This window comes from Brevibacterium sp. 1718, from assembly GCF_051131255.1.
GTDB classification, from domain to species: domain Bacteria; phylum Actinomycetota; class Actinomycetes; order Actinomycetales; family Brevibacteriaceae; genus Brevibacterium; species Brevibacterium sediminis.
Genome location: NZ_CP186550.1, coordinates 456,859 through 483,341, shown reverse-complemented (window position 1 = coordinate 483,341; position 26,483 = coordinate 456,859). Strand labels below are relative to the sequence as shown.

At 66.2% G+C, this 26,483-nt stretch carries 21 protein-coding genes; 10 read left to right on the top strand and 11 right to left on the bottom strand.

The genetic code is table 11. The features are described from left to right. Window positions 1-9: 9 nt before the first annotated feature. From ACOZ9V_RS02120 to ACOZ9V_RS02095, 6 genes are all read left to right on the top strand, one after another. On the top strand, window positions 10-369 hold the full coding sequence (locus ACOZ9V_RS02120) for a DoxX family protein (protein ID WP_181271300.1): 360 nt from the start codon (window positions 10-12) through the stop codon (window positions 367-369). A 188-nt stretch (window positions 370-557) separates the two neighbouring features. After that, window positions 558-1,373, top strand: coding sequence for a class I SAM-dependent methyltransferase (locus ACOZ9V_RS02115; protein WP_434593200.1), 816 nt, complete (start codon window positions 558-560; stop codon window positions 1,371-1,373). Window positions 1,374-1,539: 166 nt separating this feature from the next. Beyond that, on the top strand, window positions 1,540-2,052 hold the full coding sequence (locus tag ACOZ9V_RS02110; protein WP_434593197.1) for a hypothetical protein: 513 nt from the start codon (window positions 1,540-1,542) through the stop codon (window positions 2,050-2,052). A 128-nt stretch (window positions 2,053-2,180) separates the two neighbouring features. Next, window positions 2,181-2,609 (top strand): hypothetical protein, encoded by a 429-nt coding sequence (locus ACOZ9V_RS02105; protein ID WP_434593194.1) that lies wholly within the window; start codon window positions 2,181-2,183, stop codon window positions 2,607-2,609. Then, window positions 2,504-3,634 carry an IS3 family transposase gene (locus tag ACOZ9V_RS02100; protein WP_434595464.1) on the top strand — a complete coding sequence of 377 codons (1,131 nt, stop codon included), beginning with the start codon at window positions 2,504-2,506 and terminating at the stop codon, window positions 3,632-3,634. Before ACOZ9V_RS02105 ends, ACOZ9V_RS02100 begins: the two co-directional genes overlap by 106 nt. A gap of 165 nt (window positions 3,635-3,799) precedes the next feature. Continuing rightward, window positions 3,800-5,266: a uracil-xanthine permease family protein gene (locus tag ACOZ9V_RS02095; protein WP_434593191.1), complete on the top strand. Its 1,467-nt coding sequence runs from the start codon at window positions 3,800-3,802 to the stop codon at window positions 5,264-5,266. 34 nt (window positions 5,267-5,300) lie between these two features. On the opposite strand, the gene ACOZ9V_RS02090 is transcribed toward ACOZ9V_RS02095, so the two are convergent. The 3 genes from ACOZ9V_RS02090 to ACOZ9V_RS02080 form a co-directional block, all read right to left on the bottom strand. Beyond that, window positions 5,301-6,512 carry a LacI family DNA-binding transcriptional regulator gene (locus tag ACOZ9V_RS02090; RefSeq protein ID WP_181271304.1) on the bottom strand — a complete coding sequence of 404 codons (1,212 nt, stop codon included), beginning with the start codon at window positions 6,510-6,512 and terminating at the stop codon, window positions 5,301-5,303. 180 nt (window positions 6,513-6,692) lie between these two features. After that, a complete protein-coding gene (locus tag ACOZ9V_RS02085) occupies window positions 6,693-7,403 on the bottom strand; it encodes a sulfite exporter TauE/SafE family protein (RefSeq protein WP_181271305.1) in 711 nt (236 codons plus the stop codon). Continuing rightward, entirely contained in the window at window positions 7,403-9,019 is a 1,617-nt protein-coding gene (locus tag ACOZ9V_RS02080; RefSeq protein WP_434593186.1) for an amidohydrolase family protein, read from the bottom strand. The genes ACOZ9V_RS02085 and ACOZ9V_RS02080 overlap by 1 nt, the downstream gene beginning before the upstream one ends. Before the next feature lie 116 nt (window positions 9,020-9,135). Between ACOZ9V_RS02080 and ACOZ9V_RS02075 the strand changes: the two genes are divergently transcribed. From ACOZ9V_RS02075 to ACOZ9V_RS02065, 3 genes are all read left to right on the top strand, one after another. Beyond that, the gene (locus ACOZ9V_RS02075; protein ID WP_181271307.1) at window positions 9,136-10,308 is read left to right on the top strand and encodes a methyltransferase domain-containing protein; all 1,173 of its coding nucleotides are present in this window, start codon (window positions 9,136-9,138) and stop codon (window positions 10,306-10,308) included. Window positions 10,309-10,695: 387 nt separating this feature from the next. Beyond that, complete coding sequence (locus ACOZ9V_RS02070; RefSeq protein ID WP_181271308.1) at window positions 10,696-11,076, top strand: VOC family protein; 381 nt, start codon at window positions 10,696-10,698, stop codon at window positions 11,074-11,076. 267 nt (window positions 11,077-11,343) lie between these two features. After that, on the top strand, window positions 11,344-13,116 hold the full coding sequence (locus ACOZ9V_RS02065) for a BCCT family transporter (protein ID WP_229664047.1): 1,773 nt from the start codon (window positions 11,344-11,346) through the stop codon (window positions 13,114-13,116). A 143-nt stretch (window positions 13,117-13,259) separates the two neighbouring features. Here the strand turns inward: ACOZ9V_RS02065 and ACOZ9V_RS02060 are convergent, their stop codons facing one another. The 8 genes from ACOZ9V_RS02060 to ACOZ9V_RS02025 all read right to left on the bottom strand — a co-directional run bounded on the left by ACOZ9V_RS02060 (window position 13,260) and on the right by ACOZ9V_RS02025 (window position 25,221). Further along, window positions 13,260-14,003, bottom strand: a complete 744-nt coding sequence (locus tag ACOZ9V_RS02060) for an IclR family transcriptional regulator (RefSeq protein WP_139469441.1) — start codon at window positions 14,001-14,003, stop codon at window positions 13,260-13,262. Window positions 14,004-14,006: 3 nt separating this feature from the next. Beyond that, window positions 14,007-15,464: an amidohydrolase family protein gene (locus ACOZ9V_RS02055; RefSeq protein WP_181271309.1), complete on the bottom strand. Its 1,458-nt coding sequence runs from the start codon at window positions 15,462-15,464 to the stop codon at window positions 14,007-14,009. Then, window positions 15,461-16,729: an allantoate amidohydrolase gene (locus ACOZ9V_RS02050; RefSeq protein WP_181271310.1), complete on the bottom strand. Its 1,269-nt coding sequence runs from the start codon at window positions 16,727-16,729 to the stop codon at window positions 15,461-15,463. Before ACOZ9V_RS02050 ends, ACOZ9V_RS02055 begins: the two co-directional genes overlap by 4 nt. Window positions 16,730-16,881: 152 nt before the next feature. Continuing rightward, a complete protein-coding gene (gene hutH, locus ACOZ9V_RS02045) occupies window positions 16,882-18,558 on the bottom strand; it encodes a histidine ammonia-lyase (RefSeq protein ID WP_434593180.1) in 1,677 nt (558 codons plus the stop codon). 115 nt (window positions 18,559-18,673) lie between these two features. Continuing rightward, window positions 18,674-19,945 carry an imidazolonepropionase gene (hutI, locus tag ACOZ9V_RS02040; protein WP_181271312.1) on the bottom strand — a complete coding sequence of 424 codons (1,272 nt, stop codon included), beginning with the start codon at window positions 19,943-19,945 and terminating at the stop codon, window positions 18,674-18,676. A 258-nt stretch (window positions 19,946-20,203) separates the two neighbouring features. Next, on the bottom strand, window positions 20,204-21,925 hold the full coding sequence (hutU, locus tag ACOZ9V_RS02035) for a urocanate hydratase (RefSeq protein ID WP_181271313.1): 1,722 nt from the start codon (window positions 21,923-21,925) through the stop codon (window positions 20,204-20,206). A gap of 279 nt (window positions 21,926-22,204) precedes the next feature. After that, window positions 22,205-23,401 carry a CaiB/BaiF CoA transferase family protein gene (locus ACOZ9V_RS02030; protein ID WP_434593175.1) on the bottom strand — a complete coding sequence of 399 codons (1,197 nt, stop codon included), beginning with the start codon at window positions 23,399-23,401 and terminating at the stop codon, window positions 22,205-22,207. Continuing rightward, window positions 23,398-25,221, bottom strand: coding sequence for an acyl-CoA dehydrogenase family protein (locus ACOZ9V_RS02025; protein WP_434593172.1), 1,824 nt, complete (start codon window positions 25,219-25,221; stop codon window positions 23,398-23,400). Before ACOZ9V_RS02025 ends, ACOZ9V_RS02030 begins: the two co-directional genes overlap by 4 nt. An 89-nt stretch (window positions 25,222-25,310) precedes the next feature. Here ACOZ9V_RS02025 and ACOZ9V_RS02020 point away from each other — a divergent pair, with 89 nt between their 5' ends. Then, window positions 25,311-26,213, top strand: coding sequence for a LysR family transcriptional regulator (locus ACOZ9V_RS02020; protein ID WP_434593169.1), 903 nt, complete (start codon window positions 25,311-25,313; stop codon window positions 26,211-26,213). Window positions 26,214-26,483: the final 270 nt, after the last annotated feature.

Here is a 26,483-nt window from a genome sequence, read left to right as displayed (position 1 = left end):
GGGTTCACGATGATCCTGCTGCCCGATCCGATCTGGCCGACCCTCGTCCTTGCGGTCATCGTCTTCGGCGACGGTCTGCTCACCTTCCGTCCGCCGCGAGCGATTGCCGCCTGCCTCGACGGCGTCGGCTTCCCACGTGATTGGTGGTGGGCACTCGCGGTGGTGAAGTTCCTCGCCGCGACCGGCCTGGTGGCAGGGATCTGGATTCCCGGACTCGGCGCGGCGGCCGCGGCAGGCCTCGTCGTCTACTTCCTCTGCGCCGCGGTCGCTCATCTGCGGGCCGGCTATATCGGCCGGGATTTCTGGCTGAATTGCCTGGGCATGCTCGCCGTCAGCCTCGCGGTGCTCACCTTCTGCTTCGTCGTATAGGCGCCCACTTACTTCACGCCGGAGTCCATGTCTCAGTCCGGAGAATTCTTCGCTACTTCCCGCACCTCGAAACTGTTTTGGCCTAGAGTCGAAGTACGGCACCGGCGCCCCTGCGGCGCTGAGCCGTCCGGCAGAGTTGCAGAACTGCTCGGTGATGGTGCCGAGCCACCCGGCAGAGGAGTGTGGACATGCCCGAATATGCCGACAGCAGTCGCACGCGCGACGAGACTCCCCACGAACGCCACGAGCGATGGGCCTGGATCCACGAGACAGCCTCGATGACAGGGTGGAACTTCTCCCCGCTGGCCGGACGCCTCGTCGCCGATGATCCACCGTGGGACTTCGACCAGATCTGCCTCGACGCAATGGCCGAGTCGAGCAGCTGCCTCGACATGGGCACGGGAGGCGGCGAGCGCCTCAGCGAACTCATCGATCGCCTCGAGGAGGCCCGGCCTCCCGGCGAACCCTCGCCGACGATCTCCGCGACCGAGGGGTGGGAGCCCAACGTCCCCTTGGCCGCCTCGATGCTGGAGGACTACGGCGTCGAGGTCACCCGGTACGACAGCGATCACCACCCGGAGATGCCGTGGAGCGACGGTGAGTTCGACCTTGTGATGAACCGCCACGAAAGCTATGACCTCGCCGAGGTGGCCCGCGTGCTCTCCCCGGGCGGACTGTTCCTCACCCAGCAGGTCGACGGCACGGAGGCTCAGGAGTTCCGCGATCTCTTCGGCGGCGGGGTGGGCGATCTGCGCCAGCAGCTCGAACCGCGCATCAGCGACGTCGAGAGTGAGGGACTGGCGATCGAGGCGGCCCGCAAGTGGCAGGGAACGATGCGCTTCACCGACGTCGAGGCGGTCATCGAGTACCTCGCCTATATCCCGTGGGATGTTCCCGGGTTCACCGTCAGGTCCAACCTCGATGTCCTCAGACGCTTGGCCGAGTCGAGTGAGCCGATCACGGTCACACAGAAGCGGTTCCTCATCGTCGCTCGCAAGCCCTGAACCACAAACTCAGGTCACAAACGGAGGTTCTTCGCGCCCGAAAGTATCCGTTGGTGACCTAGAATCGCGGCAGCCGGTCGGGCCATGCCCGCAGGGAGGTTTTCCCGACCTCGCTCTTGGGATAGCAGGATGGGGCGCAGCCGGTCCTTGTCGATAGCGTCGAAGCATGACTTCGACGGACTTCTCGTACCCTCAGCCCACCGATGATGAGCTCGCGGCACAGCAGCCTCGAGTCCCGACTCCTCCTGCCCAACCCATCTATGCCTCCCCGCGCCCCGACGATCTTGCCGATGCTCATGGCTCCGCTGCCGCCCGAATGGACGGTGCCGCCTCGGCGAAGTCGCCGACGCTGGGCAAGGTGGCCGTGGCGCTCTCGGTCGTCGCCATGGTCCTCAGCCTGGCCGCCTCGGTGATCCTGGGCGCCACCGTCGGGCCTTCGGAGGCAGCATCCGGCTACTATTTCACGGACACCCCGGACTGGTATCAGACCCTGGCGACCGTGCTCGTCGGCGTCCAGGGCCTGTGCACCTGCGCGGGAGTCACAGCCATCATCCTGGGCATCACGGCCGCGGTCACCGGGCGGGGCCGAACACCCGGCGTCATCGCCATCGCAATCGCAGCGATCGCCCCGTTCGTCTCGTTCGGCACCTTCGTCGTCCTCAGCTTCATCGCCGCCTGAGCAACCAGACTCTCCCCTCCCCTGCCTCCGTCGAAGAACGGGCTGAGCGTCGAGAAACGCATGCGCGCCCTCTGTGTCAGGCTGTATTGAGACAGCCTGACACAGTAGGCGGGGAATAGGTGACCACCATGCCCAAGCAACGACGCCCACGCTTAACCATCAATGAGAAACTGGCCATCCTCGACGAATACAACCTTGTTCCACGCGGGCAGCGAGCACTGTTCTGCCGTGAACGAGGACTCTCGATATCTGCAGTCCAGGACTGGCAGAAGAAGCGCCGCGACGGACTCCTGACGCCGACGGACAAGAAGGAGTCGCGAATCGCGCTGACCCGAGCAGAACGCGTCGACTATGAACAACAACGCCAGAAGATCGCTGACTTAGAAGCTCGACTCGAGCAGTCAGAAAACGCGGTCGAGATCCTGGGAAAAGCATCCGCGCTCTTGGAAACATTGACCAAGAGCGCCGCGACCAAACAATCCCGGCCAGCACCAGTCGAGGAACCGGACCCCAACGAGCCGGACCCCGTCTGGGGCAAGCGATTCAACAGGTCCTAGCAGCAAGTATCGACGCACTCGTCGATATCGGGTGGTCGATTCGCACCGGGTGTGAGTGTGTGGGGTATCCGCGTGCCTCGTTTTACCGTCATCACCGCACCACGGCGAAGCCGGCATCTCCACCGATCCCGCAGGCGCTGCGTTTCCAACCGAGTGCGTTGACTGATGACGAACGGGGTCAGATCCTTCACGAGCTGTCCAGGGACGAGTATGCCAATCTCTCCGTCGGACAGGTCTTCTACCGTGCCTGGGACGCTGGGTGTTATATCGCGTCACGCTCATCGTGGTACCGGGTCGCGGCCGACCACGGGCTCGTCGGCGACCGGCGCCGGACGTCGCAGTCACGATCACGGCCGGGCCGGAAGGAGAAACCCGAACTCGTCGCGAATGCTCCCGGCCAGGTCTGGTCGTGGGACATCACGAAACTATCGACCCCGGTCAGGGGTGTGTACTGGCACCTGTATGTCATCGTCGATGTGTATTCCCGATACGTCGTCGCGTGGGAACTCCACGCGTACGAAGACGGTCGGATCGCGACAACGATGATCGAGACGGCGTCGAAGAAGTACGGTCGGCCCGACTATCTGCATTCGGACAACGGGGCCGCGATGGTGTCGAAGCCGGTATCGCGGTTGTCGTCACTGTTGGGCATCGAGTTATCGTTTTCGCGTCCGAGCGTGTCGAATGACAACCCGTATTCGGAAGCACTCTTCAAAACGTGTAAGTACGTGTTGGAGTTTCCCGAGCGGTTCGATGACTTCAGTGATGCTCACACATATTGTGTGTGGTTCTTCGCCATGTATAACACTGAGCACCGTCATTCAGGGATCGGTTACCACACGCCAGTCAATGTTCATTTCCGTCAGACCAGTGCTGTCTCAGCTCAGCGGAGGAGACTGTTGGATCAGGCGTATCGGCGTCATCCCGACCGATACGGGCGACGTCCCAGGCCACCGCGTCTGCCGGGACGCGCCCATATCAACCATCCCATCAAGAAACCCACGGAACTGTCTCAAACAAGTTGACACATACCGCGCGCATGCGTTTCTCGACACTCAGCCCGTTTTTCGGCGATCTGTCCGAATTCCGAACCGCTTATTGACACCGCCCCTCCCTCGATGCACGATTGAACAAATCGATTTGGCCGCTGTATTTCAGGCCGATCACGATGTGCATCGAGGAGCAGTGCCATGCCCGCAACACCCGATCCGGACCACACCGGCAGCACAGTCGGCAACGACGCCGACTCCGCCGCCGACACAACGCCATCCGCGGACGCTACCACTTCCGGCAAGGCCGTCTACCCCGTCGATCAGCTGCGGCCGATCCGCAATCTCGTCCCGTTCGCCATTCAGCACGTGCTCGTCATGGTGGCGACCCCGATCTCGTCGGTGTTCCTCATCGCGACCGCACTGGGGCTGGATGCGCAGACCACCTCGGCGGTGCTGTCGGCGGTCTTCGTCTTCTCCGGTCTCGGGTCGATCCTGCAGTCGGTGGGCGTGTGGAAGATCGGCGTGCGACTGCCGTTCGTCATGCTCCCGGGCGGGGCCGCGACGATCCTGTTCATCACGATCGCGCAGGGCACCGATGTCGAGACCGCGGTCGGAGCAGTGCTGCTCACGGGTGTCTTCTACATCCTCGCGGTGACGCTGTTCGTCAAGGTGCTCAAGTTCTTCCCGCCGCTGGTCATCGGGATCATGGTCATCGTCATCGGCATCAACCTCGTTCAGGTCACCGGCAAACTCATGGTCGGCGAACCGGACTCACCGGACTTCGGCGACCCGCAGAATCTGCTGCTCGGCCTCATCACCATCCTCATCACCATCGTGTGCTTCCGGTTCTTCCGCGGGATGCTCGGCAAACTCTCCGTGGCGGTCGGGCTCGTCGGCGGCACCATCGTCGGCGCGTTCATGGGCTCCACCGACTTCTCCGGTCAGACCGACGGCCCGCTGTTCGCCGTGCCGACCCTCTTCCCGTTCGGTTCGCCGAAGTTCGATCTCATCGCCGCGATCCCCATGCTGCTATGGGCGCTCGCATCTATGGCCGAGGCGACCGGACAGACGATCATCAATGGTGAGATCGTCGGCAAGAAGGTCGAACCCCACCGCGCGGTTCCCCGCCTCATCCGCTCCGACGGCATCATCACCATCCTCGGCGGCCTTTTCGGTACCCCGGCGATGGTCACCAGCGGCGAGAACGTCGGGATCGTGCGCGCCTCCGGTGTGCGCAGCCGCTGCGTCACCGCGATCGCCGGAGTCCTCCTCATCCTCATCGGACTCAGCCCCGTCGCCCGCATCCTCAACGGCGTGCCGTCGGCCGTCGTCGGCGGCACCGCCGTGGTCGTCTTCGCGATCATCGCCGTCCTCGGCATCCAGATGCTCGCGAAGATCGATTTCAACCAGACGGGCAACCTCATCACCGCGACCGTCGGCCTGGCCGCGGGCCTCATGCCGGTGCTCCTACCCGGAATGTACTCGAAGCTGCCGCAGACGGCATCGTCCCTGCTGGGAAGCGGTGTCGCCATGGCCGCGTTCGTCTCGGTGCTGCTCAACCTGCTCTTCCACCACACCGGCAAGCGCAACCGTCACCCGAAGGCCCGGACCCCGATCGCCGATCCGAGCAAGCTCGACCAGAGACCCGCCGACTACCGGATCTGAGGTTCGACGCGGCACCGTACCACTGGCCCGAGAGTCAGGCTCCGTCCTTGCTCCGGTCCGGCGGATGGCCGGCCGTCGATTCCCTGACGACGAGAACCGGACCGGATGAACCCGCCGAGGCGGCCGACCCAGTATCGTCCGCAGCGGCAGGTTTCGCGTCGCCTCCGTCCCGGGCGACGGATTCCGTGCTGCCGTCCAGGACAGCGGTCGCATTCGATGAATGATCACCGTCGAGAACGGTGACGAGCATCTCGACTGCCGCGCCCGAGATCGCCTCGAGCCCGAGGTCGACCGCGGTCAGCGGCGGATGGCTCGTGCGTGCACGCAGACCGTCATAGCGGGTGGCGACGAGCAGGTCCTCGCCGACCGTCCGACCGAATTCCTGAGCGGCCCTCACCGCGCCGGTGGCGAAGGTGTCGATCGGGGCGAACACCGCATCGATGTCCGGGTGCGCGGCCAACAGCTCCTCGGCGGCGGCGAAGGCTCCGTCTTCTCCGGAGGTCTCATCCGCCTCGGCGATCAGCTGTGCGAAACCGCGGGCGACTGCGGTCTCGGCATAGACCTCGCGGGCCGCGATCTGTGCTCCGCGCAGGCTGCGGCTGACCAGCAGCGCCGGCCGCGCGGCTCCCTGGTCGAGGAGATGATTGAGCAGCAACTGAGCAGTCGCCCGGTGGTGGAGGTCGATGCTCCACTTGCTGGCGGCTCCGGTCGAAGCTGTCGATGAACGCGCCGGACCTGCCTCGGCAGCGGCCAGGGCGTCGTCGCCAGCTTTCGAACTCGGTCCGTCGATCGTGACGTAGGGGATGGCACGGTCACGCAGCGCCTCGGCGAGGGGATCATCGACGGTGGGCTCCAGGAGGATCGCACCATCGATGTCGAGCAGATCGACGGGGTCAGCCGCCTCGGTGGGTGGAGCGAGGACGAAGACGTAGCCTTCGAGCAGAGCGGTCCGCGCACATCCCATGGCCAGTTCGGTGAAGAAGCCCAGCTGAGACGGCCCGGCGGACACAGCCGCGGGCATCGAGGACAACAGGGCGAGGGTCTGCGACTTGCCCGAGCGCAGACTGCGGGCACGGGCGCTGGGCCGATAGTTCAGCCGCTCGGCGACCTCTTTGACCTTAGCCCGGGTGGCGGCATTGACCTTGCCCTGACCGCTGAGTGCATGGGACACAGTCGTCCGCGACACTCCTGCCTCACGCGCCACATCGGCGATCGTGACGCGGTGCGCGCGCGGGAAGTCAGACATGGAATCAGCCTACTTCACTGCGTGGCGCCGACGAGGGCACAGCTGCACACGAGGTTCGCTGCCCGAAAATAGGTCGCAACCGGACAATTCTCGCGCTTGAAAGTATCCGATTGCGACCTAGGTTTGCAGCCCAAGATTCCGTTTGCGACCACTCTTCGCCGCACCTGGCACTCGCCGCCCTCACGCCTGAACGATGACGATGATGCCGGAGACGATCGCAAAGCCGAGGACGATATAGCGCAGCACCGGCCCGTCGAGGCGGTGGTGGACATATCGGGAGAGGAACGAACCGACCACGACGAACGGCAGCATCCACGCGGTCGTGACCATCGTGTCCGCCGAGACCTGCCCGCTGAAGGCGAGCACGATGAGGGAGATGATCTCTCCGACGAGGAAGCACACCGCCACCGTCGAGCGCAGCTCCGGGCCGGGACTGTGCTGATAGGCCAGCGCGTAGGGCGGGCCGCCGATGCCCGTCGAGGTCTCCGTGACTCCGGTGACGAGCCCGACCGTCGCGAGCACCGGCTTGTTCGGCGTGAACTTCGGTGCCAGCAGCGCGACGACCGCGGCGATGAGCGTCGACCAGCCGATGAGCAGCGCGAGCTGGTGCAGGTTGACGATGACGAGGATCCACAGACCCGCGAATGTGCCGGCGAACCGACCGACGCTGATCCATTTCACACCGGTCCAGTCGATATTCTCCCGCTCGCGCGCGGCGATGTAGAGATTGAGCGGAATCATCAGCACGAGCAGCATCACCGGAATGAGGCTCGGGTCGATGAACGTCACGACGGGCGCCAGGATCATCGCAAACCCCATCCCTGTCGATCCCTGCACGAACGCAGAGATGAGGACGACCGCGGCGATGATCGCAAAGGCGAGCATCGACATCAGAAGTCATCCCTCGCCGAGGTGGGGCCGCTGTTCCGCGGTGCGTTCGCCGAGGTGGGGCTGCCGTTCCACGGTGCGTTCACCGAGGCGGTCCCACCGTTCCACGGCGTGTTGGCCGGGGCGGTCCCGTGCTCGGCCATCCACCGTGCCCGGTGGTCGGCCGCGTTCGGGTCGATGCGGGTGATCGGGGAGTTCTCCACCACCCGTCGGGAGACGTCTTTCGCACGCTCGAGGAATTCGCGGCCGTCCCAGTCGACGGGCCAACCGTGTTGGAGGCGCAGCATGCCGTCGACGATGACCGCTTCGATCTGGTCGCGGTTGGCCAGGCGGACGAGTTCCCACGGCACATCCCAGGAGGGCACGAATTCCGGAGTGTCGATGTTGAGCACGAGCAGGTCGGCACGGGCACCGGGGGAGATCTCTCCGATCTGACCGCCGAGTCCGACGGCGTCGGCACCGCCGCGCAGGCCCTGTTCGAGCCAGGTCCAGCCTCCGCCGGCAGAGGAGTCGATGACGTCCATTCCGCCGGTGAGTCGCTGCGCGGTCTCGGCGGCGTCGAGGAGGCGGAAGGCATCCGAGCGGGTGCCGTCGGTGCCGAGTCCGATGCGCATTCCGAGTTCGTGCATGAGCAGTGCGGGCGCCACGGCATTGCCCTTCCAGGAGCTAGCGACCGGGTTGTAGGCGATTGCGCCGCCGGAGTCACGGAGCAGTCGGATCTCCCGCGGGGTCAGGAGAGTGGCGTGTGCGGCAAGCAGTTCGGGACCCAGCGCACCGAGGCGGGCCAGTCGTTCGAGCGGACGCTCACCGCCGGAGATGAGGGAGCGCTCGACGGCAACGATGTGCTCGTTGAGGTGGGTCTGAAAGGGCACACCGGCTTCCCGGGCAAGGCGTGTGATCGCCACGAGCGCCTCGTCCGACGCCACCTCGGGGATGGACACGGCCAGGGACGGGTGGACCATGGACTCGGCGTCCCACCTGCTCAGATGGCGTTCTGCGGCGGCGACCACCTCGGCGACGGTCGAGGTGCGCACTCCCCCGCCGAGGTCGTTGCAGATGACCCCGAGCACGCAGCGCAGGCCGACCTCGGTGGTGACGTCGGAGATCGCGGAGACGTCGACGCTCGAGCGGGTGCCGGCGTCGGTGACGGTGGTGAAGCCGCCGCGCAGGGATTCCCAGGCGGCCAGGCGGGTGGCGACGTCGATGGCCTCGGCGTCCATGTTCGACTCCATGGGCACCCAGACGCGCTGGAAGATCTCCGAGGGTTCGCCGAAGACGAGGGACTTGCCGAAGGTCTGGGTGAGGTGGTGGTGGGCGTCGATGAAGCCGGGCATGAGCAGGCGTCCGGGCAGATCGATGCGGACAGGTTCGGCGGGCGTCCGGTCGGCACTCGGACTCGGGTCCGCGGGATTCGCGGTGGCACCGGGAATCGGGTCGGCGGCGTTCGCGTCGGTCAGCAGCGATCGGGCCTGGGCGTCCACCTCGGCGAGGGGGCCGACAGCGAGGATCCGGCCGTCGTCTACGAGCACCGCGTGGCCGGTCTGCGCGCCTTCGGGAAGGAGGACCTTCTCCGGGACGAGCAGTGTCGGGGCTTGGTGGAGGCTGCGCAGCTGAGTCATCTGTTCCTTCGGGCTTCGAGGGCAGAACCAAATCGATTTGGCTACGTTCAGTCTACGGTTGTCGGGCGTACCGGGTCAACGATTTTCCGGGGCCGATCGCCGATTAGAATGAGGGGATGACGACCTTGCCGCTCACCTCCGCCTCGGCGGATCATGGGCACCTGCCCTGCGGGTATTTCGAGCGCGGGGAGTGCCGTTCCTGCGCGCTCATCGAAACACACTACGGGCAGCAGATCACCGACAAGGAAGCTTGGTGCCAGGAAATCCTCGCCGAGGCTGCTCCGCGGGTGTGGCTGCCGACCTTCGCCGGTGGGGCCCGGGACTTCAGGAATCGGGCGAAGCTCGCCGTCGGTGGGTCAGCCGGGAATGTCACCTTGGGCATCCTCGATCAGGAGTTCCACGGTGTCGATCTGCGTGACTGCGGGATTCAGGCCCCGGCGATCCGGGCGGTGCTCCCAGTGCTTGCGGACTTCCTCGATGCCACCGGACTCGAGCCTTATGATGTTGCTGCTCGCCGCGGGGAGTTGAAGTTCGTCCATGTCACGGCGGCACCGTCGGGTGAGCTGATGATTCGTTTCGTCGTCCGCACTCAGCATGGGCTGGACGTGCTGCGATCGCGGAAGGGTCGGCTCTTCGAAGTCATCCCCAATGCGTCCGTGGTGTCGGTGAATCTGCTGCCCGAGCACAAGGCCGTGCTCGAGGGCAGCCGCGAAGAGATGCTGCGCGGCGAATCGCTGCGGATGAACCTCGATCGGGTCGATCTCCATCTGCGGCCGCAGTCCTTCTTCCAGACGAATACCACTGTCGCCATCGGGCTCTACAACCAAGTGGCCGAGTGGGTGGACGCTGTCGAGGCTTCGAGCCTGTGGGATCTGTACTGCGGCGTCGGAGGGTTCGCGCTCTACTGCGCTTCCCCTGCGCGACGGGTCACCGGGGTCGAGGTCAGCGAACAGGCGATCGAGTCGGCGAAGGTCAGCGCCGCCGAACTCGGCATCGAAGCTCGGTTCCTCGCCGGCGATGCCACGGAGTTCGCCGAGGAGAACCTGAGCACGGACGAACGGCCGGACTGCGTGATCGTCAATCCGCCTCGGCGGGGGATTGGTGCACGACTGTCGGCAGCGTTGGAGAACTCCGGTGTCGAGCACATCGTCTACTCGAGCTGCAATCCCGTATCGCTGGCAAAGGATCTCGCGCGGATGCCTGCCTATGAGGTGGCTCAGGCGCGGATCTTCGACATGTTCCCGCACACGAAGCACCTCGAGGTCGCGGTCCTCCTCCAGCGGCGGTGAACAACCGCGTGCCCGCGCCGATCGCTCGGGTTACCGCCGACCGCTCGCCTTGACTCAGTCTGCACTCGCCCACCGCTCGACATACCGCCTGGCGCGCGCCGCATAACTCGGTACAGCGACGGCAGCTCGAGCGGTCGGCGACGTCGGGCGCTCGCGAAAGCTGTTCCGCTTCGACCCCTGGGGTTGTATGCTCGGTGGCGATGACCGGACAGGCGAACAGCCGCTCACGGATCGGTAACCCGGTCGACAGTTGAGCCGCAGAGGTCACGAGCGCTCTGCTCGCGGCCCTCCCCATGACGAAGCCATTTTCCCAATTGTCAGTTCTCCCTGCCCGAAAACGTTCTCGGGCGATCAGCGAACCACCACTCATTCGAAAAGGACTTCATCATGTCAGCAACCTTCAACCACACCATCATCGCCGCAGCGGATCCGGCCGCCTCGGCGCAGTTCTATGTCGATATCCTCGAGGCCGAACACACCGAATCCTGGGGACCGTTCGCCAACATCATGCTCTCCGACGGAGTCATGCTCCAATTCGCCACTCCCCCACCGGGATATGACATTCTGCCCGTGCACATGGCCTTCCTCTGCACTGACGACCATTTCGACCGAGCCGTTGACCTGCTCAAACAGCGCGGCCTCGATTTCTGGGCAGACCCACAGCGCACTCGCCCGCAGGAGACGAACACCGAACACGGGGGTCGCGGAGTGTATTTCCTCGACCCGTCGGGAATGTATCTCGAGCTCATCACTCGCCCCTACCTCTGACTGCCCCTGACACTCACCGACCGCTCGAGTCAGCGCCCACCGCTCGCCGCATAGCTCGGTCCAGCGACGGCAACATGAGCGGTCGCCGTGACCCAGCAGCGTCAATGCTCCACCGCGAGAAGACTCACACTCTGCCGTTTCTGCCCTCACACATGCGGTGATTCGGCGACGAGCGCATAGACTCGTCAGTCGCACGGCCCCACGAACGACCCAGTTCGCGGGGCCTGTTGTGTAATCTGCCGATCCCGACCGACCCGACGATCGCTCATGCCTGCCGCCGAGGCGGCCACGAGCGCGGAGACCACGATGACGATGCTGAACTCACCCTCCCCCGAACCCGCCAGCAGCACTGCAGGCGGTTCCGACCGCTCCACGGCGTCCACCTCCTCGGGCGGGTCGGACGACCCTCCCCCTGCCCCCGGGGCCGGCCCTGCCGCCGGAACCGGACCCGAGGCAGGTACAGAGTCCGAGGCTGCTCCGGGCACCACACAGATGGCATCCGTCGCGGCCCCACGCTCCAACCGGGTCGGGACAGTCTTCATATGCTCGGTCATCGCCGTCATCGCCTTCATGGTGTGGGCAACGATCGCCCCCGATGCCCTGTCGGACATCATGACGCGGGCGATGACGACGGTGTCCACCGGATTCGGCTGGATCTATCTCGTCGTTCCCTTCGCCGCGATCGCGATGCTCGTGTGGTTCGCAGCCAGCCGCTTCGGTCGCCTCCGCCTCGGCTCATCCGATTCCCGCCCCGAATACCGCACGATCACCTGGCTGGCGATGATCCTCGCTGCCGTGATGGGGATCGGCCTGGTCAGCTACGGAGTGGCCGAGCCGATGTCCCACTTCATGACCCCGCCCCACGGACTGGCGGAACCGGAGACCATGGACGCGGCAATTCGCGCGATGCAGTTCTCCTACCTCGACTGGGGCTTCCAAGCCTGGGCGATTTTCGGCGTCTTCGGACTGGCCATCGGCTATTCCACCCACCGAAAGGGCCGGCCAGCACTCGTGTCCACGATGCTGCGCCCCGTCCTCGGCCGCTTCGTTGACGGCTGGGTCGGCAGCTGCATCGACATCCTCACCATCATCGCCACGCTCTTCGGCACGACGACGTCCCTGGGACTCGGTGCCTCGCAGATCGGCGAAGGCCTCAACACCGTCCTCGGCATCGACTCCACCATCATCGGCCAGATCATCGTCATCACCGTGCTCACCCTCCTCTTCACCGGTTCGGCACTGACCGGAGTGAGCCGCGGCATCAAGTACATCTCCCAGATCACGCTGACCATGGCGACCCTGCTCGGGCTCTTCGTCTTCATCACCGGACCCAGCGGTTTCGTCTCCAACCTGTTCGTCCGCTCCATCGGCGCCTTCGCCGGAGACTTCGTCGAGCTCAGCTTCATGACCCCGACCAGTGCCGAGGACAGCGAATGGATGCTCGGCTGGACTTATTTCATGATGGCGTGGTGGCTGTCCTGGAGCGCCTTCGTCGGCATCTTCCTGGCCAAGATCTCGAAGGGCCGCACCATCCGGGAGTTCGTCGCCGGCGTCCTGCTCGTGCCCAGCGCCGTGTTCTTCATCTGGTTCACCGTCATGGGCGGTTCGGCGATCAAGTTCGACATCGATGGGGCCAGGATCGGTGAGGCCACTCAGAACAACCTCGACACCGCTTTCTTCAGCCTCCTCGACCAGCTGCCGCTGTCCATGCTCGCTTCGGTCTTCACGATCGTCATGGTCATCCTGTTCTTCGTCTCCTCCGCGGACTCGAACACCTTCGTCCTCAGCTCGCTGTCCTCACAGGGATCCTTCGCGCCCCGGCGTCCGGTGATCGCGACCTGGGGGTTCCTCACCGGCGGCTGCGCGGTGGTCCTGCTCCTCGTGGGCGGACTGCAGGCCCTGCAGCAGGCGGCGATGCTCTCGGCGGTGCCGTTCACCGTCATCGTGGTCGTCCTCGGCATCGCCCTGATAAAGGAACTGCGCAGCGATCACCAGATCGTCGAGGAGGTCGCGCGCGAGCGACGAGTGCTCGGACTCTGACGCTCGATCCGATCACACCGACCGCTCACGTTACCGTCCACCGCTCACCGCATAACTCAGTACAGCGACGGCAACGCGAGCGGTCGGCGAGGATTGTCAGCTCCGGCAGCCCAAGGAGGTGGCGTGACCAGAACTGAGCACCGTCACCGCAGCTTGGCGGTCACCTCGGCGGCGGCAGCCTTGACCCGGTCGACCACAGGACCGGTGTCCTCGGGCAGGGTCTCGGTGACGAAGGAGAGGCCGATTGCCGCGATCGGGCGACCCAGCACATCGAACACCGGTGCCGCGAGCGTCGAGATCCCCGGCGTGACTTCGCCGTGTTCGATCGCGCTGCCGGTCCGTCGTTCCTGGGCGAGCACGGCGTTGAGCGCCTTCACCGAGGTCGGGCCCTTGCCCGTGCGCGTGACGAACTCGGTTTCGGACTGCAGCATCGCCAGCACCTCGGACTTCGGCAGCTGGGCGAGGATCGCCCGGCCGGTCGCCGTGAGGTAGCTCGGCATGCGCACCCCGGTGGCGGTGATGACCGCGACGGATTTGAGCGACTGCTCCTTGAGCACGTACTCCGTCTCCCAGCCGCGGATGACCGCCAGCTGCGCGGTCGTAGCGGTATCCTCGGCGAGCTGACGGACGATCGGCTGCGCCAACCGCTGCAGGGGATTCGTCCGCAGGTAGGACGCCCCGAGCTCGTGCACACCGGCTCCGAGCACATACCCGGATTCGGTGCGCGCCACGAGCCCGAGCTCCTCGAGCACGGCGAGGATGTCATATGCGCTCGACCGCGGAATCTCCAGCGACCTGACCAGAGCACCGGCCGTGATCGACCGATTCGACGAGGCCATATGCCGCAGGATCGCGATCGCCCGCCGCAGTGCCGGAACCTCAGCCACGACTCAGCCCTCCATCTCCAAGACCGCGAAGGCCCGAGAGTAGAGCTCGGCGATTTCGCCGAGTTCGGTGTGCACTCCGTCGCGCACGCGGACTTGGCCGCCGCTGACGGTCAGATGCACGTCGCTCGAGCTGGCCGTGAGGATGATCTGCTCGTCCAGGGAGCCCATGGTGCGCATGCTGTCGGTGCGCAGAGCCAAGAAGTCGCAGGCCTTCCCGACCTCGAGCGCGCCGACGGGAAGGTCGAGGCTGCGTGCCCCGCCCTCGGTGAGTGCGGTGATGAGCTCGGCCGGGGAGAACCGTCCGCGCTGACCCGACCGCAGCCGCTCCCCCGCCTCGAGCCCCTGGGTCTCGCGCAGGGCGTCGAGGACGACGTGCTGGTCGGAGCCGAGGGAGATCACCGCTCCGGCGTCGGCGAGTTCACGGGCCGGTCCGATGCCGTCGGCGAGGTCCGCCTCGGTGCAGGGGCACATGACGATCGTCGATCGGGGTCCGCCGAGGATCGCGATGTCCTCCTCGCTCAGGTGGGTGGCGTGGACGGCCGAGAGCCGGTCGTCGACGACGCCCGAGCGGGCGAGCACCTCGGTCGGGCTGGCTCCGTAAGCCGCTTGTGAGGCGTCATTTTCGGCCGGCTGCTCGGACAGGTGCACGTGCACGGGGCCGGACAGTTCGGCGAAGCGAGGCAGGTTTGCGGCTGGGACCGCGCGGATCGAATGGATCGCCGCACCCACGTGAACGAAGCTCTCACCTGGAGCCTTGACGGGGAACTCGTCGGAAAACGTGTCGATCAGGTCGGTGTGCCGGTCCATGTATCCGTCGATCGTGCCGTCGCCGAACCGGGCCTGTTCGGCCGAGAGCTCGGAGTCGATGGCGCCGGTGAGGTAGCAGGTGTCGAGCAGTCGGATGCGGATCCCCGCCGAGGCGGCCGCTCGTGCCAGCGCTCGTTCCATCGCGTGGGCGCGCCGTTCGTCATCGTCGTTCGCGTCGCTCGCGTCCCCGCGGGGACGTTCGGTGTGTTCGTCCGCCTCGGCGACCGGATCCGCCGCGTCCCCGCGGGGACGATCGGCGCCGTAGGGTGTTCCGTCCTGAGCGTGGTGGACGTAGTGGAACTCCCCCACCGAGGTGTAGCCGCCGGCGAGCATCTCTGCGAAGACAGCGCGGGCCACGGTCTCGTAGGACTGGGGGTCGAGTTTCGCGGCGACGGAGTACATGACTTCCCGCCAGGTCCAGAAGGTGCCGCCGTCGCCGTGGGTGCGACCGCGCAGCATCCGGTGGAAGGCATGCGAGTGCGCGTTGACTCCACCGGGCAGGACAAACCCGTGCACCGCCTCGGCGTCGGAGGGGGCGGCGTCGATTCCGGTCTCGACCGCGGTGAGCGTTCCGGTGTCATCGGCGCTCAGCAGCACCCCGTGGGCGACGGCTCCGTCAACCCATGCGGATTCGCACCAGTAACGGGTGCTCATCGTGCACCTCCTGCCGTTGGGCCTCCGGTACTGCTGTCGGCAAGGGCGTGTTCGATGCCGAGTTCGCGGGCGAGAACCTTGACGAGCGCGTCGACTCCGGCCCTCTGGTCGTCGACCTCGCAGGCCTCTTCGGGAGCGTGGGAGACACCGGTCGGGTTGCGGACGTAGAGCATCGCCGCCGGCACATGGGGTGCGAGGATTCCGGCATCATGTCCGGCGCCCGAGGGCAGCAGCGGAGCGTCCGGCAGCACCGAGGTCAAGCGCGAGTTGAGGTCGGCGGTGAAGTGGGTCGTCGGCGAGTAGGACTCCTGCGAGACGGTCACCTCGACACCGGAATCGGCGCCGTGGTCCTTCGCACGTCGGCTGATCGCTTCGAGCACCTGTTTGACGACGGCATCGTCAGGATGGCGGATGTCGAGCCAGAAGCTCATGGTCGAAGCAATGACGTTCGTCCCGCCCGGATGGATGAGGGTACGGCCCACGGTCGCCACGGCGCTCGCGTCAGTGGCGGCCGCTAGGGTCGGGATATCCCCGATCACACGGGAGGCCGCGACCACCGGGTCGGCGCGATGACTCATCGGAGTCGTGCCGGCATGGTTGCCCTGACCGGAGAAGGCGAAGTGCCAGCGCCCGTGACCGATGATCGAGGAGCCGATGGCGACGGCCTGATCGGTGTTGATCAGACCGACGCCCTGTTCGACATGGAGTTCGATGAAGGAACCGATTCCGGCCAGCCGAGACTGGTCACGCCCGATCCGATCCGGGTCGAGGCCATAGCCACGGGCGACGTCGGCGAAGGTGTCACCGGCGGCGTCCTTGAGGCCGAGCGCGCGGTCAACGTCGATGGCGCCGGTGAGCAGCCGCGAGCCGAGGCAGGCGACACCGAAGCGTGAGCCTTCCTCTTCGGGGAACACGGCTAGCGCAAGAGGCCGGGTGGACTGGTCGAGTGCGCCGGAGGTCTTGAGCACGTCGAATGCCGCCAGCGCCGAGGCGACGCCGAGGGGGCCGTCGAACTCGCCGCCGCCGGGCACGGAGTCGAGGTGGGAACCGGTGACGACGGCGTTCGCACCCTGCGGGGTGGCCCATGCCCACGTGATTCCGTTGGCGTCGATCTCTGTGTCGAGGCCGCGGCGGTCCGCCTCGGCGAGGAACCACTCACGCAGCTCCCGTTCGGTGGCCGAGAATCCGGGCCGCTGGTAGCCCGGCCCGCGGGTGTCGCGGCCGGTGTCCTCGATCTGGCTCAGCAGCGAGACGACATCGCTCATTGTCAGTTCACTCCGTTCGAAATCGGTCGGGTCCGGTGATGTGTCGGAGCCGTGGTCAGCCTGCCCTGGCATCAGGGGCCCGACGGTCGGGTCCGGTGCGGACGAGCCGCGGGGCGGGACGGACCACACGCAGGTTCCGCCCCGGCCCGGCGTCAGTCCTGGTGGGTGGTGGCTGCGGAGATGCCCGAAGCCTCGGCGGCGGCTTCGAGGTTGCCCAGCGCAGTGAACTCGGGATCGTTGACGGCCGGTCCGCCGTCTTCCGGTTGCCAGGTTCCGGCAGCAGCGGTGACGGTGTGGGTCAGCGGTGCGACCGACTCGGCGGCGGCGACGAGCGAGCCGTCCTTGACCTTCGCAATGGTCTCGGCGAGTTCGGGCGAGAGGAACCGGTCGGGTCCGGGCCCCGGCACCGTCTCACGGATCGCCGCGATCACGGCTCCGGTCACCGGTGCCGGTGCGGCGTCGCGCATATCGCAGGCTCGGGAGGCGGCATAGAGTTCGATGCCGACGACGGAGGCGAGGTTGTCGACGACCTTACGCAGCTTGCGTGCGGCCGACCACCCCATGGACACGTGGTCTTCCTGCATGGCCGAGGACGGGATCGAGTCGACCGAGGCCGGAGTGGCGCCGCGTTTGGCCTCGGAGACCATGGCCGCCTGCGTGTAGTGGGCGATCATCAGGCCGGAGTCGACGCCGGCGTCATCGGCGAGGAACGGGGTGAGGTTCTGGTTGCGGGCGACATCCATCATCCGGTCGGTGCGGCGTTCGGACATCGAGGCGACGTCGGCGGCGACGATGGCCAGGAAGTCCAAGGCATGGGCCAGCGGTGCACCGTGGAAGTTGCCGTTCGAGGACACCATTCCATTGGTGAGCACGACGGGGTTGTCGATGGCGGCCCGCAGTTCGCGTTCGGCCACCTGGGTGGCGAAGGCGACGGCGTCGCGGGCGGCGCCGTTGACCTGCGGGGCGCAGCGCATCGAGTACGCGTCCTGGACGAGGTGGGTGGAGTCGCGGTGGCTAGCAGTGATGCCGGAGTCGGCGAGCGCGGCGAGCATGTTCGCGGCCGAGGCGGCCTGGCCGTCGTGCGGGCGCAGCGCGTAGTGGAGTTCAGGGGCGAAGACGGCGTCGGTGCCGAAGAGTCCTTCAATGCTCATGGCCGCGGACACATCGACGGCGGTGAGCAGGTTCTCCAGGTCGGTCAGGGCCATGATGAGCATGCCGAGCATGCCGTCGGTGCCGTTGACGAGCGCCAGGCCTTCCTTCTCGGCCAGGGTGACCGGGGTGATTCCGGCCTTCGCGAGGATCTCATCGGCGGGCCCTGCCACTCCGTCGGGTCCTTCGGCCACGCCTTCGCCCATGACGACGAGGGCGCATGCCGACAGTGGTGCGAGGTCACCGGAACAGCCGAGTGAGCCGTACTCGTGGACGACCGGGGTGATTCCGGCGTTGAGCAGGTCTACGTAGGTCTGGAGGACTTCGGCGCGGACGCCGGCCCGACCGGTGGCCAGGGTCCGGGCGCGCAGCAGCATGAGGGCGCGCACGACTTCGCGTTCGACGGGTTCGCCGACGCCGGCGGCGTGGGAGCGGATGAGGGATTTCTGCAGTTGGGTGCGCAGTTCCGCGGGGATGTGACGCTGGGCGAGCGCACCGAATCCGGTCGAGACTCCGTAGACGGGCTTCTCCGCCTGAGCGAGGGCGTCGATGGCCTCGCGGTACTTGTTCACCCGGGCCAGGGTGGCATCGGACAGGGAAACCTTCGCGTCGCGGCGGGCGACGTCGACCACCTCGGCGAAGGTCAGCGTATCGGGGTCGAGATCGATGAATGTGGTCATCGTGTGCCTTTCTGTGAGTGCGTCAGTGTGATGTCTGAGTCGTGGGTGAAGTTCTCATACGTCGACGCCGAGGTGGTTCCTCGCCGTCGACGCACCGTGCTGATGGGTAGGTGGTTCAGTCGCGGGGTCGATTGTCGACGATGAGCTCACCGCCGGAGTAGACGCGTTCGACCAGCTGCACACCGGGCCGGTAAGCCAGGTGCCGGTAGCTGGGTGCGTCGAGGATGGCCAGGTCGGCGCGGGCCCCCACTCCGAGGTGGCCGACGTCGGTGCGCTGCAGGGCGTTGGCCCCGCCGGCTGTCGCTGCCCACACCGCTTGCTCGACGGTGAAGTGCATGTCCCGGACGCCGATGGCGATGACGAACGGCATGCTGTTAGAGAACCCTGACCCGGGATTGCAGTCGCTGGCGATCGCCAGCGATACTCCCGCGTCGGCGTAGCGGCGGGCGTCGGGGTAGGGCTGGCGGGTGGAGAATTCGATGCTCGGCAACAGGGTGACGACGGTGCCCGCCTCGGCGAGGACGGCGAGGTCCTCATCGGAAGCGAAGGTCGCATGGTCGACCGACACGCAGCCGAGTTCCGCGCCGAGCTTGAGCGCCCCGCCCTCGGTGAGCTGATTGGCGTGCAGCCGCGGTTTCATTCCGACGGTCTTGCCGGCTTCGATGATCCGCCGGGTCTGGACCTCGGTGAAGGCACCGGTTTCGCAGAACACGTCGATCCACTTCGCTTTGCCTTCGGCCGCCGGGATGATCTCGTCGATAACGAGGTCGACGTAGCGTTCCGGCTCGTCCTTGAACTCCGGCGGGACGACGTGCGCGGCGATGAGGGTCGATTCCTCGGTGTGCCGGTTGATGATGTCGAGGGCCTGGATCTCGTCGGGCACGGTCAGCCCGTAACCGGACTTGATCTCGAACGTCGTCGTTCCCTGCCGCTTCGCCTGCTCGAGCAGGTGGACGAGGTTGGCCTCGAGTTCGGATTCCGTGGCTGCGCGGGTGGCGGCCACGGTGGTGGCGATGCCCCCGGCCGAGTACTTCTGTCCGGCCATCCGGGCCGCGAATTCCTCGGACCGATCACCGGCGAAGATGAGGTGGTTGTGGCTGTCGACGAAGCCGGGGATGACGGCTTTGCCACCGAGGTCGATCGTCTCGAGTCCGCCGAGGTCATTCGCCGAGGTGACTTCCCCGTTTGCGATGTCATCGTCGTTCAGGCCTTTTCCGACGCTCTCACCGAGGCGGCTCGACACCGCCGTGTCCGCCTCAGCGGACGGTCCCGACCAGATGATCCGACCGTCGTCGATGAGCAGCGCGGCATCGGTGATGATGCCCAGCTCGCCGAGGGTGTCGAGGTCGTTGACGACGAGTTCGCTGATGCCGGTGATGAGCTGCATGGCGAGTCGGGCCTTTCCGATCGAGAATGATTCCCTCTCAGTATGGACCGCTCGGTGGCGGGGCAGAACCTCTCCCGCAGATATTTGTCCGATATTTCGGACGGCCGAGTGATGGGGGTCTGGTGAACCCGCCCGCCGGCTCGGTCGGGAACTCCCCGCGGCCCAGAAAAAGGTGAGTAGCCCAAGTTTGAAACCGGGCTACTCACCTTTTTCTGAGCTATTCAGCGACCGCGCCGTCGACGCAACGCCGCTGACTGCTTACTGTGCGGCGGATTCCTCGTCGCGCTTGTCGAGCTCGGGGATCATCGGCACGCGCTGACCGCGCTCTTCGGCCACCTCGGAGGCGCGATCGTAACCGGCGTCGACGTGGCGGATGACGCCCATGCCCGGGTCGTTCGTGAGCAGGCGTGCCAGCTTCTTCGCGGCCAGCTCGGTGCCGTCGGCCACGGAGACCTGTCCGGCGTGGATGGAGCGGCCGATGCCGACGCCACCGCCGTGGTGGATCGACACCCAGGTCGCACCCGAAGAGGTGTTGACCAGGGCGTTGAGCAGCGGCCAGTCGGCAACGGCGTCCGTACCGTCGAGCATGGATTCGGTTTCGCGGTAGGGGCTGGCGACGGAACCGGAGTCGAGGTGGTCACGGCCGATGACGATCGGGGCCGAGATCTTGCCTTCCGCGACGAGCTGGTTGAACAGCAGACCGGCCTGGTGGCGTTCCTTGTAGCCGAGCCAGCAGATGCGTGCCGGCAAGCCTTCGAACTCGACGTATTCATTGGCGGCGTCGAGCCAGGTGTGGAGGTGTTCGTTCTCGGGGAAGAGCTCCTTGAGAGCCTGATCGGTGACCTCGATGTCCTTCGGGTCGCCGGACAGCGCGACCCAGCGGAAGGGTCCGAGGCCTTCGCAGAAGAGGGGGCGGATATAGGCGGGGACGAAACCGGGGAATTCGAAGGCACGGTCATAGCCGGCCTTGCGGGCTTCGTCGCGGATCGAGTTGCCGTAATCGAAGACCTCGGCGCCGCGGTCCTGGAATTCGACCATGGCCTTCACATGCTTGGCCATGGACTCCTCGGCGCGAATGGTGAACTTCTCGGCATCCTGCTCGGCCTCTTCGTGCCAGTCGTCGACGCTCACGCCCACCGGCAGGTAGGACAGCGGGTCGTGGGCCGAGGTCTGGTCGGTGACGATGTCGACTTCAGCAGCCTCGGGGCGATCGAGGATGAGCGGGAGGATCTCGGCGGCGTTGCCGACGAGTCCGACGGACAGGGCCTGCTTGTTCTTCTTCGCTTCGATGACCTTGGCCAGTGCGGTGTCGAGGTCGGTTTCGACTTCGTCGAGGTAGCGCTTGCCCTTGCGGCGATCGAGGCGGGTCTTGTCGACGTCGATGATGAGGCAGGCGCCGCCGTTGAGGGTCACGGACAGCGGCTGGGCTCCGCCCATTCCGCCGCAGCCGGCGGTGATGGTCAGGGTTCCGGCGAGGGTGCCGTCGAAGCGCTTGCGGGCGATGGCGCCGAAGGTCTCGTAGGTGCCCTGGAGGATGCCCTGGGTGGCGATGTAGATCCAGGACCCGGCGGTCATCTGGCCGTACATCATGAGGCCTTCGGCCTCGAGTTCGCGGAAGTGCTCCCAGTTGGCCCAGTCGCCGACGAGGTTGGAGTTCGCAATAAGCACGCGCGGGGCCCATTCATGGGTGCGCATGACACCGACGGGCTTGCCCGACTGGATGAGCAGGGTCTCGTCGTCCTCGAGGTCATCGAGGGTGCGCACGATCGCATCGTAGGCTTCCCAGGAGCGGGCGGCGCGACCGGTGCCGCCGTAGACGACGAGGTCCTCGGGACGTTCGGCGACCTCGGGGTCGAGGTTGTTCATGAGCATGCGCTTGGGTGCTTCGGTCTGCCAGGACTTCGCGGTGATCTCGGTTCCGCGGTCGGCACGGATGACGCGGGACGGGTCGTGCTGGGTGAACGACGGCTTGGTGGTCATGGGATTCTCCTTGTCGCTGTGTCCGACGAGGCGGATGCTTGGCTGCCGCTTCGCCGTCGCGCCGAGGTGTGGACTCCCCTGCGCTGTCGGCTCTGACTACACCATCCATTCTGACGACTGGAGCAGAATGCGGAAGTGGCCCGCATCAAGTTCCGTCCGACATTTCGGACACAGATGAATCGACGCCGGGTTCGCCGTTCCCCGAGACTCACGCAGCACTGGTCGGTTCCACGCGCCACCCACACAGATTTCCCACCGAGGCAGCCCCGGCAGTTTCGTTCAGATCCTCGCCGACTCCTCGACAGCCGCGTACACCCGACCGTCGACCTCCGCGCCATACTGCCTTTCGCCATCTTCCTCGCCGGAAACCTCTGCCACCCGCTGCACCGGCGAGATCCGGTAGCTGGCCGGAGTCCGGGCGAGCTTGATCGGCGAGGCCACCCCGCGGTAGCCGTCGCCCATCTCCACGACCATCTCCCGGTGCGCGGTATGCGGATGCTCGACCACCTCGGCGGCGTCGAGGATCGGACCGGCGGGAACGCCGATGCTCATGAGCTCCTCGGACAGCGCCTCTGCCGACGTCGAGACCATGAGCGCTTCGAGTTCGGTCCGCAGCGCATCCCTGTTGCCCAGACGCGCAGCATTGTCGACGAACCGCGGGTCCCGGGCGAGCCCCGGAGCACCGAGGTGGTCGACGAGCTTGGCGAACTGCCCGTCGTTTCCGGCAGTGATGAATACCTGCCCGGCCCCGGTCGCGAACGCCGAATACGGGGCGATGTTCGGATGGTCGTTGCCGGACAGCTTCGGCACGGCCCCACCGCCGAAGAAGTTCGGCAGGTGCGGATGCATGACGGAGATTCCGCAGTCGAAGAGCGTCGTCTCGACCCGCTGACCGCGTCCGCTGGTCACCCGCTCCTGCAGCGCCATGAGCACGCCGATGGCCGCGTTGAGCCCGGTGACCATGTCGACGGCGGGCATGCCGATGCGCATCGGCCCGGTCGACTCATCCCCGTTGACCGACATCAGTCCCGACATCGCCTGGATGATCGCGTCGTATCCGGGCCGCCCACCCAGCGGACCGTCATCGCCGAAGCCGGTGATGGACGCGTGCACGAGGTGCGGGTAGCGGTCCGGAATGTCCGACACCGGGTCAAGCCCCCACTTCGCCAGGGTCCCGGTCTTGAAATTCTCGACGAGCACATCGGCCCCGGCCAGCAGCCCGTGCAGCGCCTCCTGTCCCTCCTCGGTGCGCAGGTCGAGGGTGATCATCCGCTTGTTCCGGTTGATCCCGGCGAAGTAGCTCGACACTTCCGGCGCCACGAACGGCGGCCCCCAGCTGCGCGTATCATCGCCGGCCGGAGGTTCGACCTTGATAACCTCGGCACCGTGATCGGCCAGGATCTGCGTGCAATAGGGCCCGCCGAGGATGCGCGAGAGATCGATGACCGTGATCCCGGCGAGTGCTCCCGCGCTCACTGCCCGCTCCCTCCGGAACGCGCAGTTCCATCCTCGGCGGACTGAGCTGCTCCACCTTCGCCGAGGATCTCCTCGACAGCCGCGAACGCTTCGTCCCGGCCCATACCGACACCGTCGATGAGGGCGTCGAGTACGGCGTCGTCTTCGACGACCGGGACGAGCGGGTTCTGCGGCATCAGCTTGTGGCGCAGTACCAGTGCGGCGATGACGATGCGCGACCAGTCGCCGCGGCTGTCTCCGATCCGCGCGCCTTCCGAGGCCATGATGGACGCGCACACGAGGTTGTAGGTCGCGGTCGCGAGCTGACGCACCCGTGCCTGCTCAACACCTTCGGGCGTGGACTCGAGCGCGTGCAGCAGCGTCGAGCTCAGCGATTGGATCTGGCTGCGGAACGCGGCCGGGAGGTCGGCCGCCTCGGCGATGAGCGTCTCCAGGTGCAGGAACAGCGGTTTGAGTGTGCCCGCCCGGTGGGCGGCGCGGATGACGTCGAGGGCGACGATGTTTGAGGTGCCCTCCCAGATCGATCCGAGCTGGGAATCGCGGAAGACGCGGGCGTCGCCGTATTCCTCGATGTAGCCGACTCCGCCGCGGATCTCCATCGCGTCCGCGGTGACCTTGCGGGCGTCGCGGGTGGCGCGGAACTTGATGAGCGGGGTGAGGATGCGCAGAACCGAGGCGGCTTCGGCGTCACCGGCATCGGCCCGGGCGAAGACGTCCGCCGTGTGCAGGGAGATCGACAGCGCCTGTTCCGTGGTCGTCATGATCTTCGCGAGCTGGCGACGCTGCAGGGGCAGCTTGCTCAACGTCGAACCGAAGGCTTCGCGATTGCGGCAGATGAACTTCGACTCGCCGAAGGCCCGCCGCATGAGGCCAGCCGCGCGCACGGCGTTGGACAGGCGGGAGGAGTTGACCATATCGGCCATCTGCACGAATCCGCGTCCGATATCGCCGACGAGGTAGGCCGTCGCTCCCTGCAGGCTCATCTCGCCGCTGGGCATCGACCGGGTGCCGAGCTTGTCCTTGAGGCGGACGATGCGCATGGAGTTCGGCGAACCGTCCTCAAGAGTGCGCGGTAAGAGGAAGAGTCCGATGCCTTTGATACCGGGCTGTGCACCCTCGGGGCGGGCGAGGACCATGGCGAGTTCGGCGTCGGCGTTCGAGCAGAACCACTTCTCACCGGTCAGCGCCCAGGTACCGTCGCCGTTGTCGACGGCCGTGGTCGTCGCCCGGCCGACGTCGGAGCCGGCGTCCTGTTCGGTCATGAACATCGCGCCCTGGGTCAGGGTGTCGACATCGGTGCTCGTCAGTCCGCCGATGAAGCGCTCGACGAGTTCGGGTGAACCGTACTTGCGCAGGGTGCGGGTGAGCGAGTCGGTCATGTTCACCGGGCACAGCAGCCCGAATTCCGCCTGCGTGAACAGGTAGACGAGGAGGTATTTGACGATCGGCGGCATCGGTTCGTCCCAATCGAGGACACCGGGCCGGTGGCTCATTGCGGCCAGTCCGAGTTCGCCGAAGGCGACTTCCTGCAGGCGCCGGTAGGCCGGATGGATTTCGATCGACTGCTGATCGGCGCCGTTGCGGGTGCGGTGCTTGAGCACCGGAGGGTTGACGTCGGCATCGTGAGCGAGGTCGTCGAGCTCTCCGCCGAGGCGGGGCCCGAGGTCCTCGAACACTGGCCGGAGGTGCGCGAGCAGCTTCTCGTCTAGGTAGAGCGGCAGGAGGTCCTTCAGCGACCGGTCGTCGGCGAAGCGGTCGATGCCGTAGCTGTCCGGCACGGGGGTCATGGTCGCATCGGGCGACGAAGCAGTCTCACGCAAGATAATCTCCTTTGATGGTTTCTTCGACCGTATGCCCGAGAACCTGGGGCTGACAAAGACATTTCTCTTATCCCTGATAATCTTCGGTTATGGCTGAACCGAGTCTCAAGCGCCTCCAGTACTTCATCGCCTTGGCAGAGCACGGCAAGTTCCAGCTCGCCGCCGACGCGGTGAACATCTCACAGCCGGCGCTGAGCGCCGAACTCAAGAGACTCGAGGACTTCGTCGGCAAACCGCTGTTCAACCGCAGTCCCGTGACGAAGCTGACCGCCGCCGGAGAGGCGCTGCTGCCCTATGCGAAGTCCGCCGTCGGAGCCGCCCACCGTTTCGACGAATATGCGGCGGCCGTGAACACGGGGGCGCCGACGTCGATCTCGATCGGCACAGTGGCCACCTTCCTCCATCGCGGCCTGCCGCAGACGATCACGGACTTCTCCGCAGCGCACCCGGACATCCTCGTCACCACCGAGGAGGCCACCTCGGCGGCGCAGTCGGACATGCTGCTCGGCCACGACATCGACATCGCCTGCGGACACATGCCCCTCCAACATCCCGGCGTCGTCTGCACTCCGGCTGCCCGGGAATCGTTCTGGCTGTGCGCTCCAGCGGGCTCACCGATCACCACCATCGCCGAGGCGGTCGATTCCCCGTTCGTCATCTTCCGCAAGAGCGCGTCCCCGATCTATCACGACACCGTCGTCGGCATCTGCCGCACGCACGGCTTCGAACCGCAGATCCACCATCGGACAGCCAGCTGGTCGGCCGCCGTCGAGATGGTCGCCCACGGACTCGGCGTCTCGCTTGTCCCCTCACCGGTGGCCCGCAGCTACCACGGCGATGAGCGACTGATCTTCACTCGGGTCGGCACTCGCCCGAATGCCCCGCAGGCATGGATCACCGTCCGCCGGGAGGATCAGTCGACACTCATCGGCGACCTCGCCCTCGACCTCGTCATCGCCTCGGAATCACTCGCCGACCCGGTCGCCGACTGAGGAACCGAGCCCCGCCGCACGGACACTCCGGCCCGGCTGGAACCGGGCGGCCCCACCCCGCCCGGCACCGCAACGGCGAGCGAGCGCATCCGCTTCGCTTCACGCGTGGGCACAGCCGCCTCGGCGAGGGTATGGCCGCACTCTGATACACATCGCGCAACAATCCGCTACTCGACTACCGGTGCCAGTATCAGCAGAAATTCTCTCCTCGCGTCTTACGGCCCGGTAAGCCGCAGAACATAAGGGAACTCAGCTATAGCATCACTCTAG

What these genes read in the sequence shown, in the direction of transcription:
- ACOZ9V_RS02120 (WP_181271300.1), top strand. Translation starts at nt 10, where the DNA reads ATGATCCTGCTGCCCGATCCGATCTGGCCGACCCTCGTCCTTGCGGTC.
- ACOZ9V_RS02115 (WP_434593200.1), top strand. Translation starts at nt 558, where the DNA reads ATGCCCGAATATGCCGACAGCAGTCGCACGCGCGACGAGACTCCCCAC.
- ACOZ9V_RS02110 (WP_434593197.1), top strand. Translation starts at nt 1,540, where the DNA reads ATGACTTCGACGGACTTCTCGTACCCTCAGCCCACCGATGATGAGCTC.
- ACOZ9V_RS02105 (WP_434593194.1), top strand. Translation starts at nt 2,181, where the DNA reads ATGCCCAAGCAACGACGCCCACGCTTAACCATCAATGAGAAACTGGCC.
- ACOZ9V_RS02095 (WP_434593191.1), top strand. Translation starts at nt 3,800, where the DNA reads ATGCCCGCAACACCCGATCCGGACCACACCGGCAGCACAGTCGGCAAC.
- ACOZ9V_RS02090 (WP_181271304.1), bottom strand. Translation starts at nt 6,512, where the DNA reads ATGTCTGACTTCCCGCGCGCGCACCGCGTCACGATCGCCGATGTGGCG.
- ACOZ9V_RS02085 (WP_181271305.1), bottom strand. Translation starts at nt 7,403, where the DNA reads ATGTCGATGCTCGCCTTTGCGATCATCGCCGCGGTCGTCCTCATCTCT.
- ACOZ9V_RS02080 (WP_434593186.1), bottom strand. Translation starts at nt 9,019, where the DNA reads ATGACTCAGCTGCGCAGCCTCCACCAAGCCCCGACACTGCTCGTCCCG.
- ACOZ9V_RS02075 (WP_181271307.1), top strand. Translation starts at nt 9,136, where the DNA reads ATGACGACCTTGCCGCTCACCTCCGCCTCGGCGGATCATGGGCACCTG.
- ACOZ9V_RS02070 (WP_181271308.1), top strand. Translation starts at nt 10,696, where the DNA reads ATGTCAGCAACCTTCAACCACACCATCATCGCCGCAGCGGATCCGGCC.
- ACOZ9V_RS02065 (WP_229664047.1), top strand. Translation starts at nt 11,344, where the DNA reads ATGCCTGCCGCCGAGGCGGCCACGAGCGCGGAGACCACGATGACGATG.
- ACOZ9V_RS02055 (WP_181271309.1), bottom strand. Translation starts at nt 15,464, where the DNA reads ATGAGCACCCGTTACTGGTGCGAATCCGCATGGGTTGACGGAGCCGTC.
- ACOZ9V_RS02050 (WP_181271310.1), bottom strand. Translation starts at nt 16,729, where the DNA reads ATGAGCGATGTCGTCTCGCTGCTGAGCCAGATCGAGGACACCGGCCGC.
- hutH (WP_434593180.1), bottom strand. Translation starts at nt 18,558, where the DNA reads ATGACCACATTCATCGATCTCGACCCCGATACGCTGACCTTCGCCGAG.
- hutI (WP_181271312.1), bottom strand. Translation starts at nt 19,945, where the DNA reads ATGCAGCTCATCACCGGCATCAGCGAACTCGTCGTCAACGACCTCGAC.
- hutU (WP_181271313.1), bottom strand. Translation starts at nt 21,925, where the DNA reads ATGACCACCAAGCCGTCGTTCACCCAGCACGACCCGTCCCGCGTCATC.
- ACOZ9V_RS02020 (WP_434593169.1), top strand. Translation starts at nt 25,311, where the DNA reads ATGGCTGAACCGAGTCTCAAGCGCCTCCAGTACTTCATCGCCTTGGCA.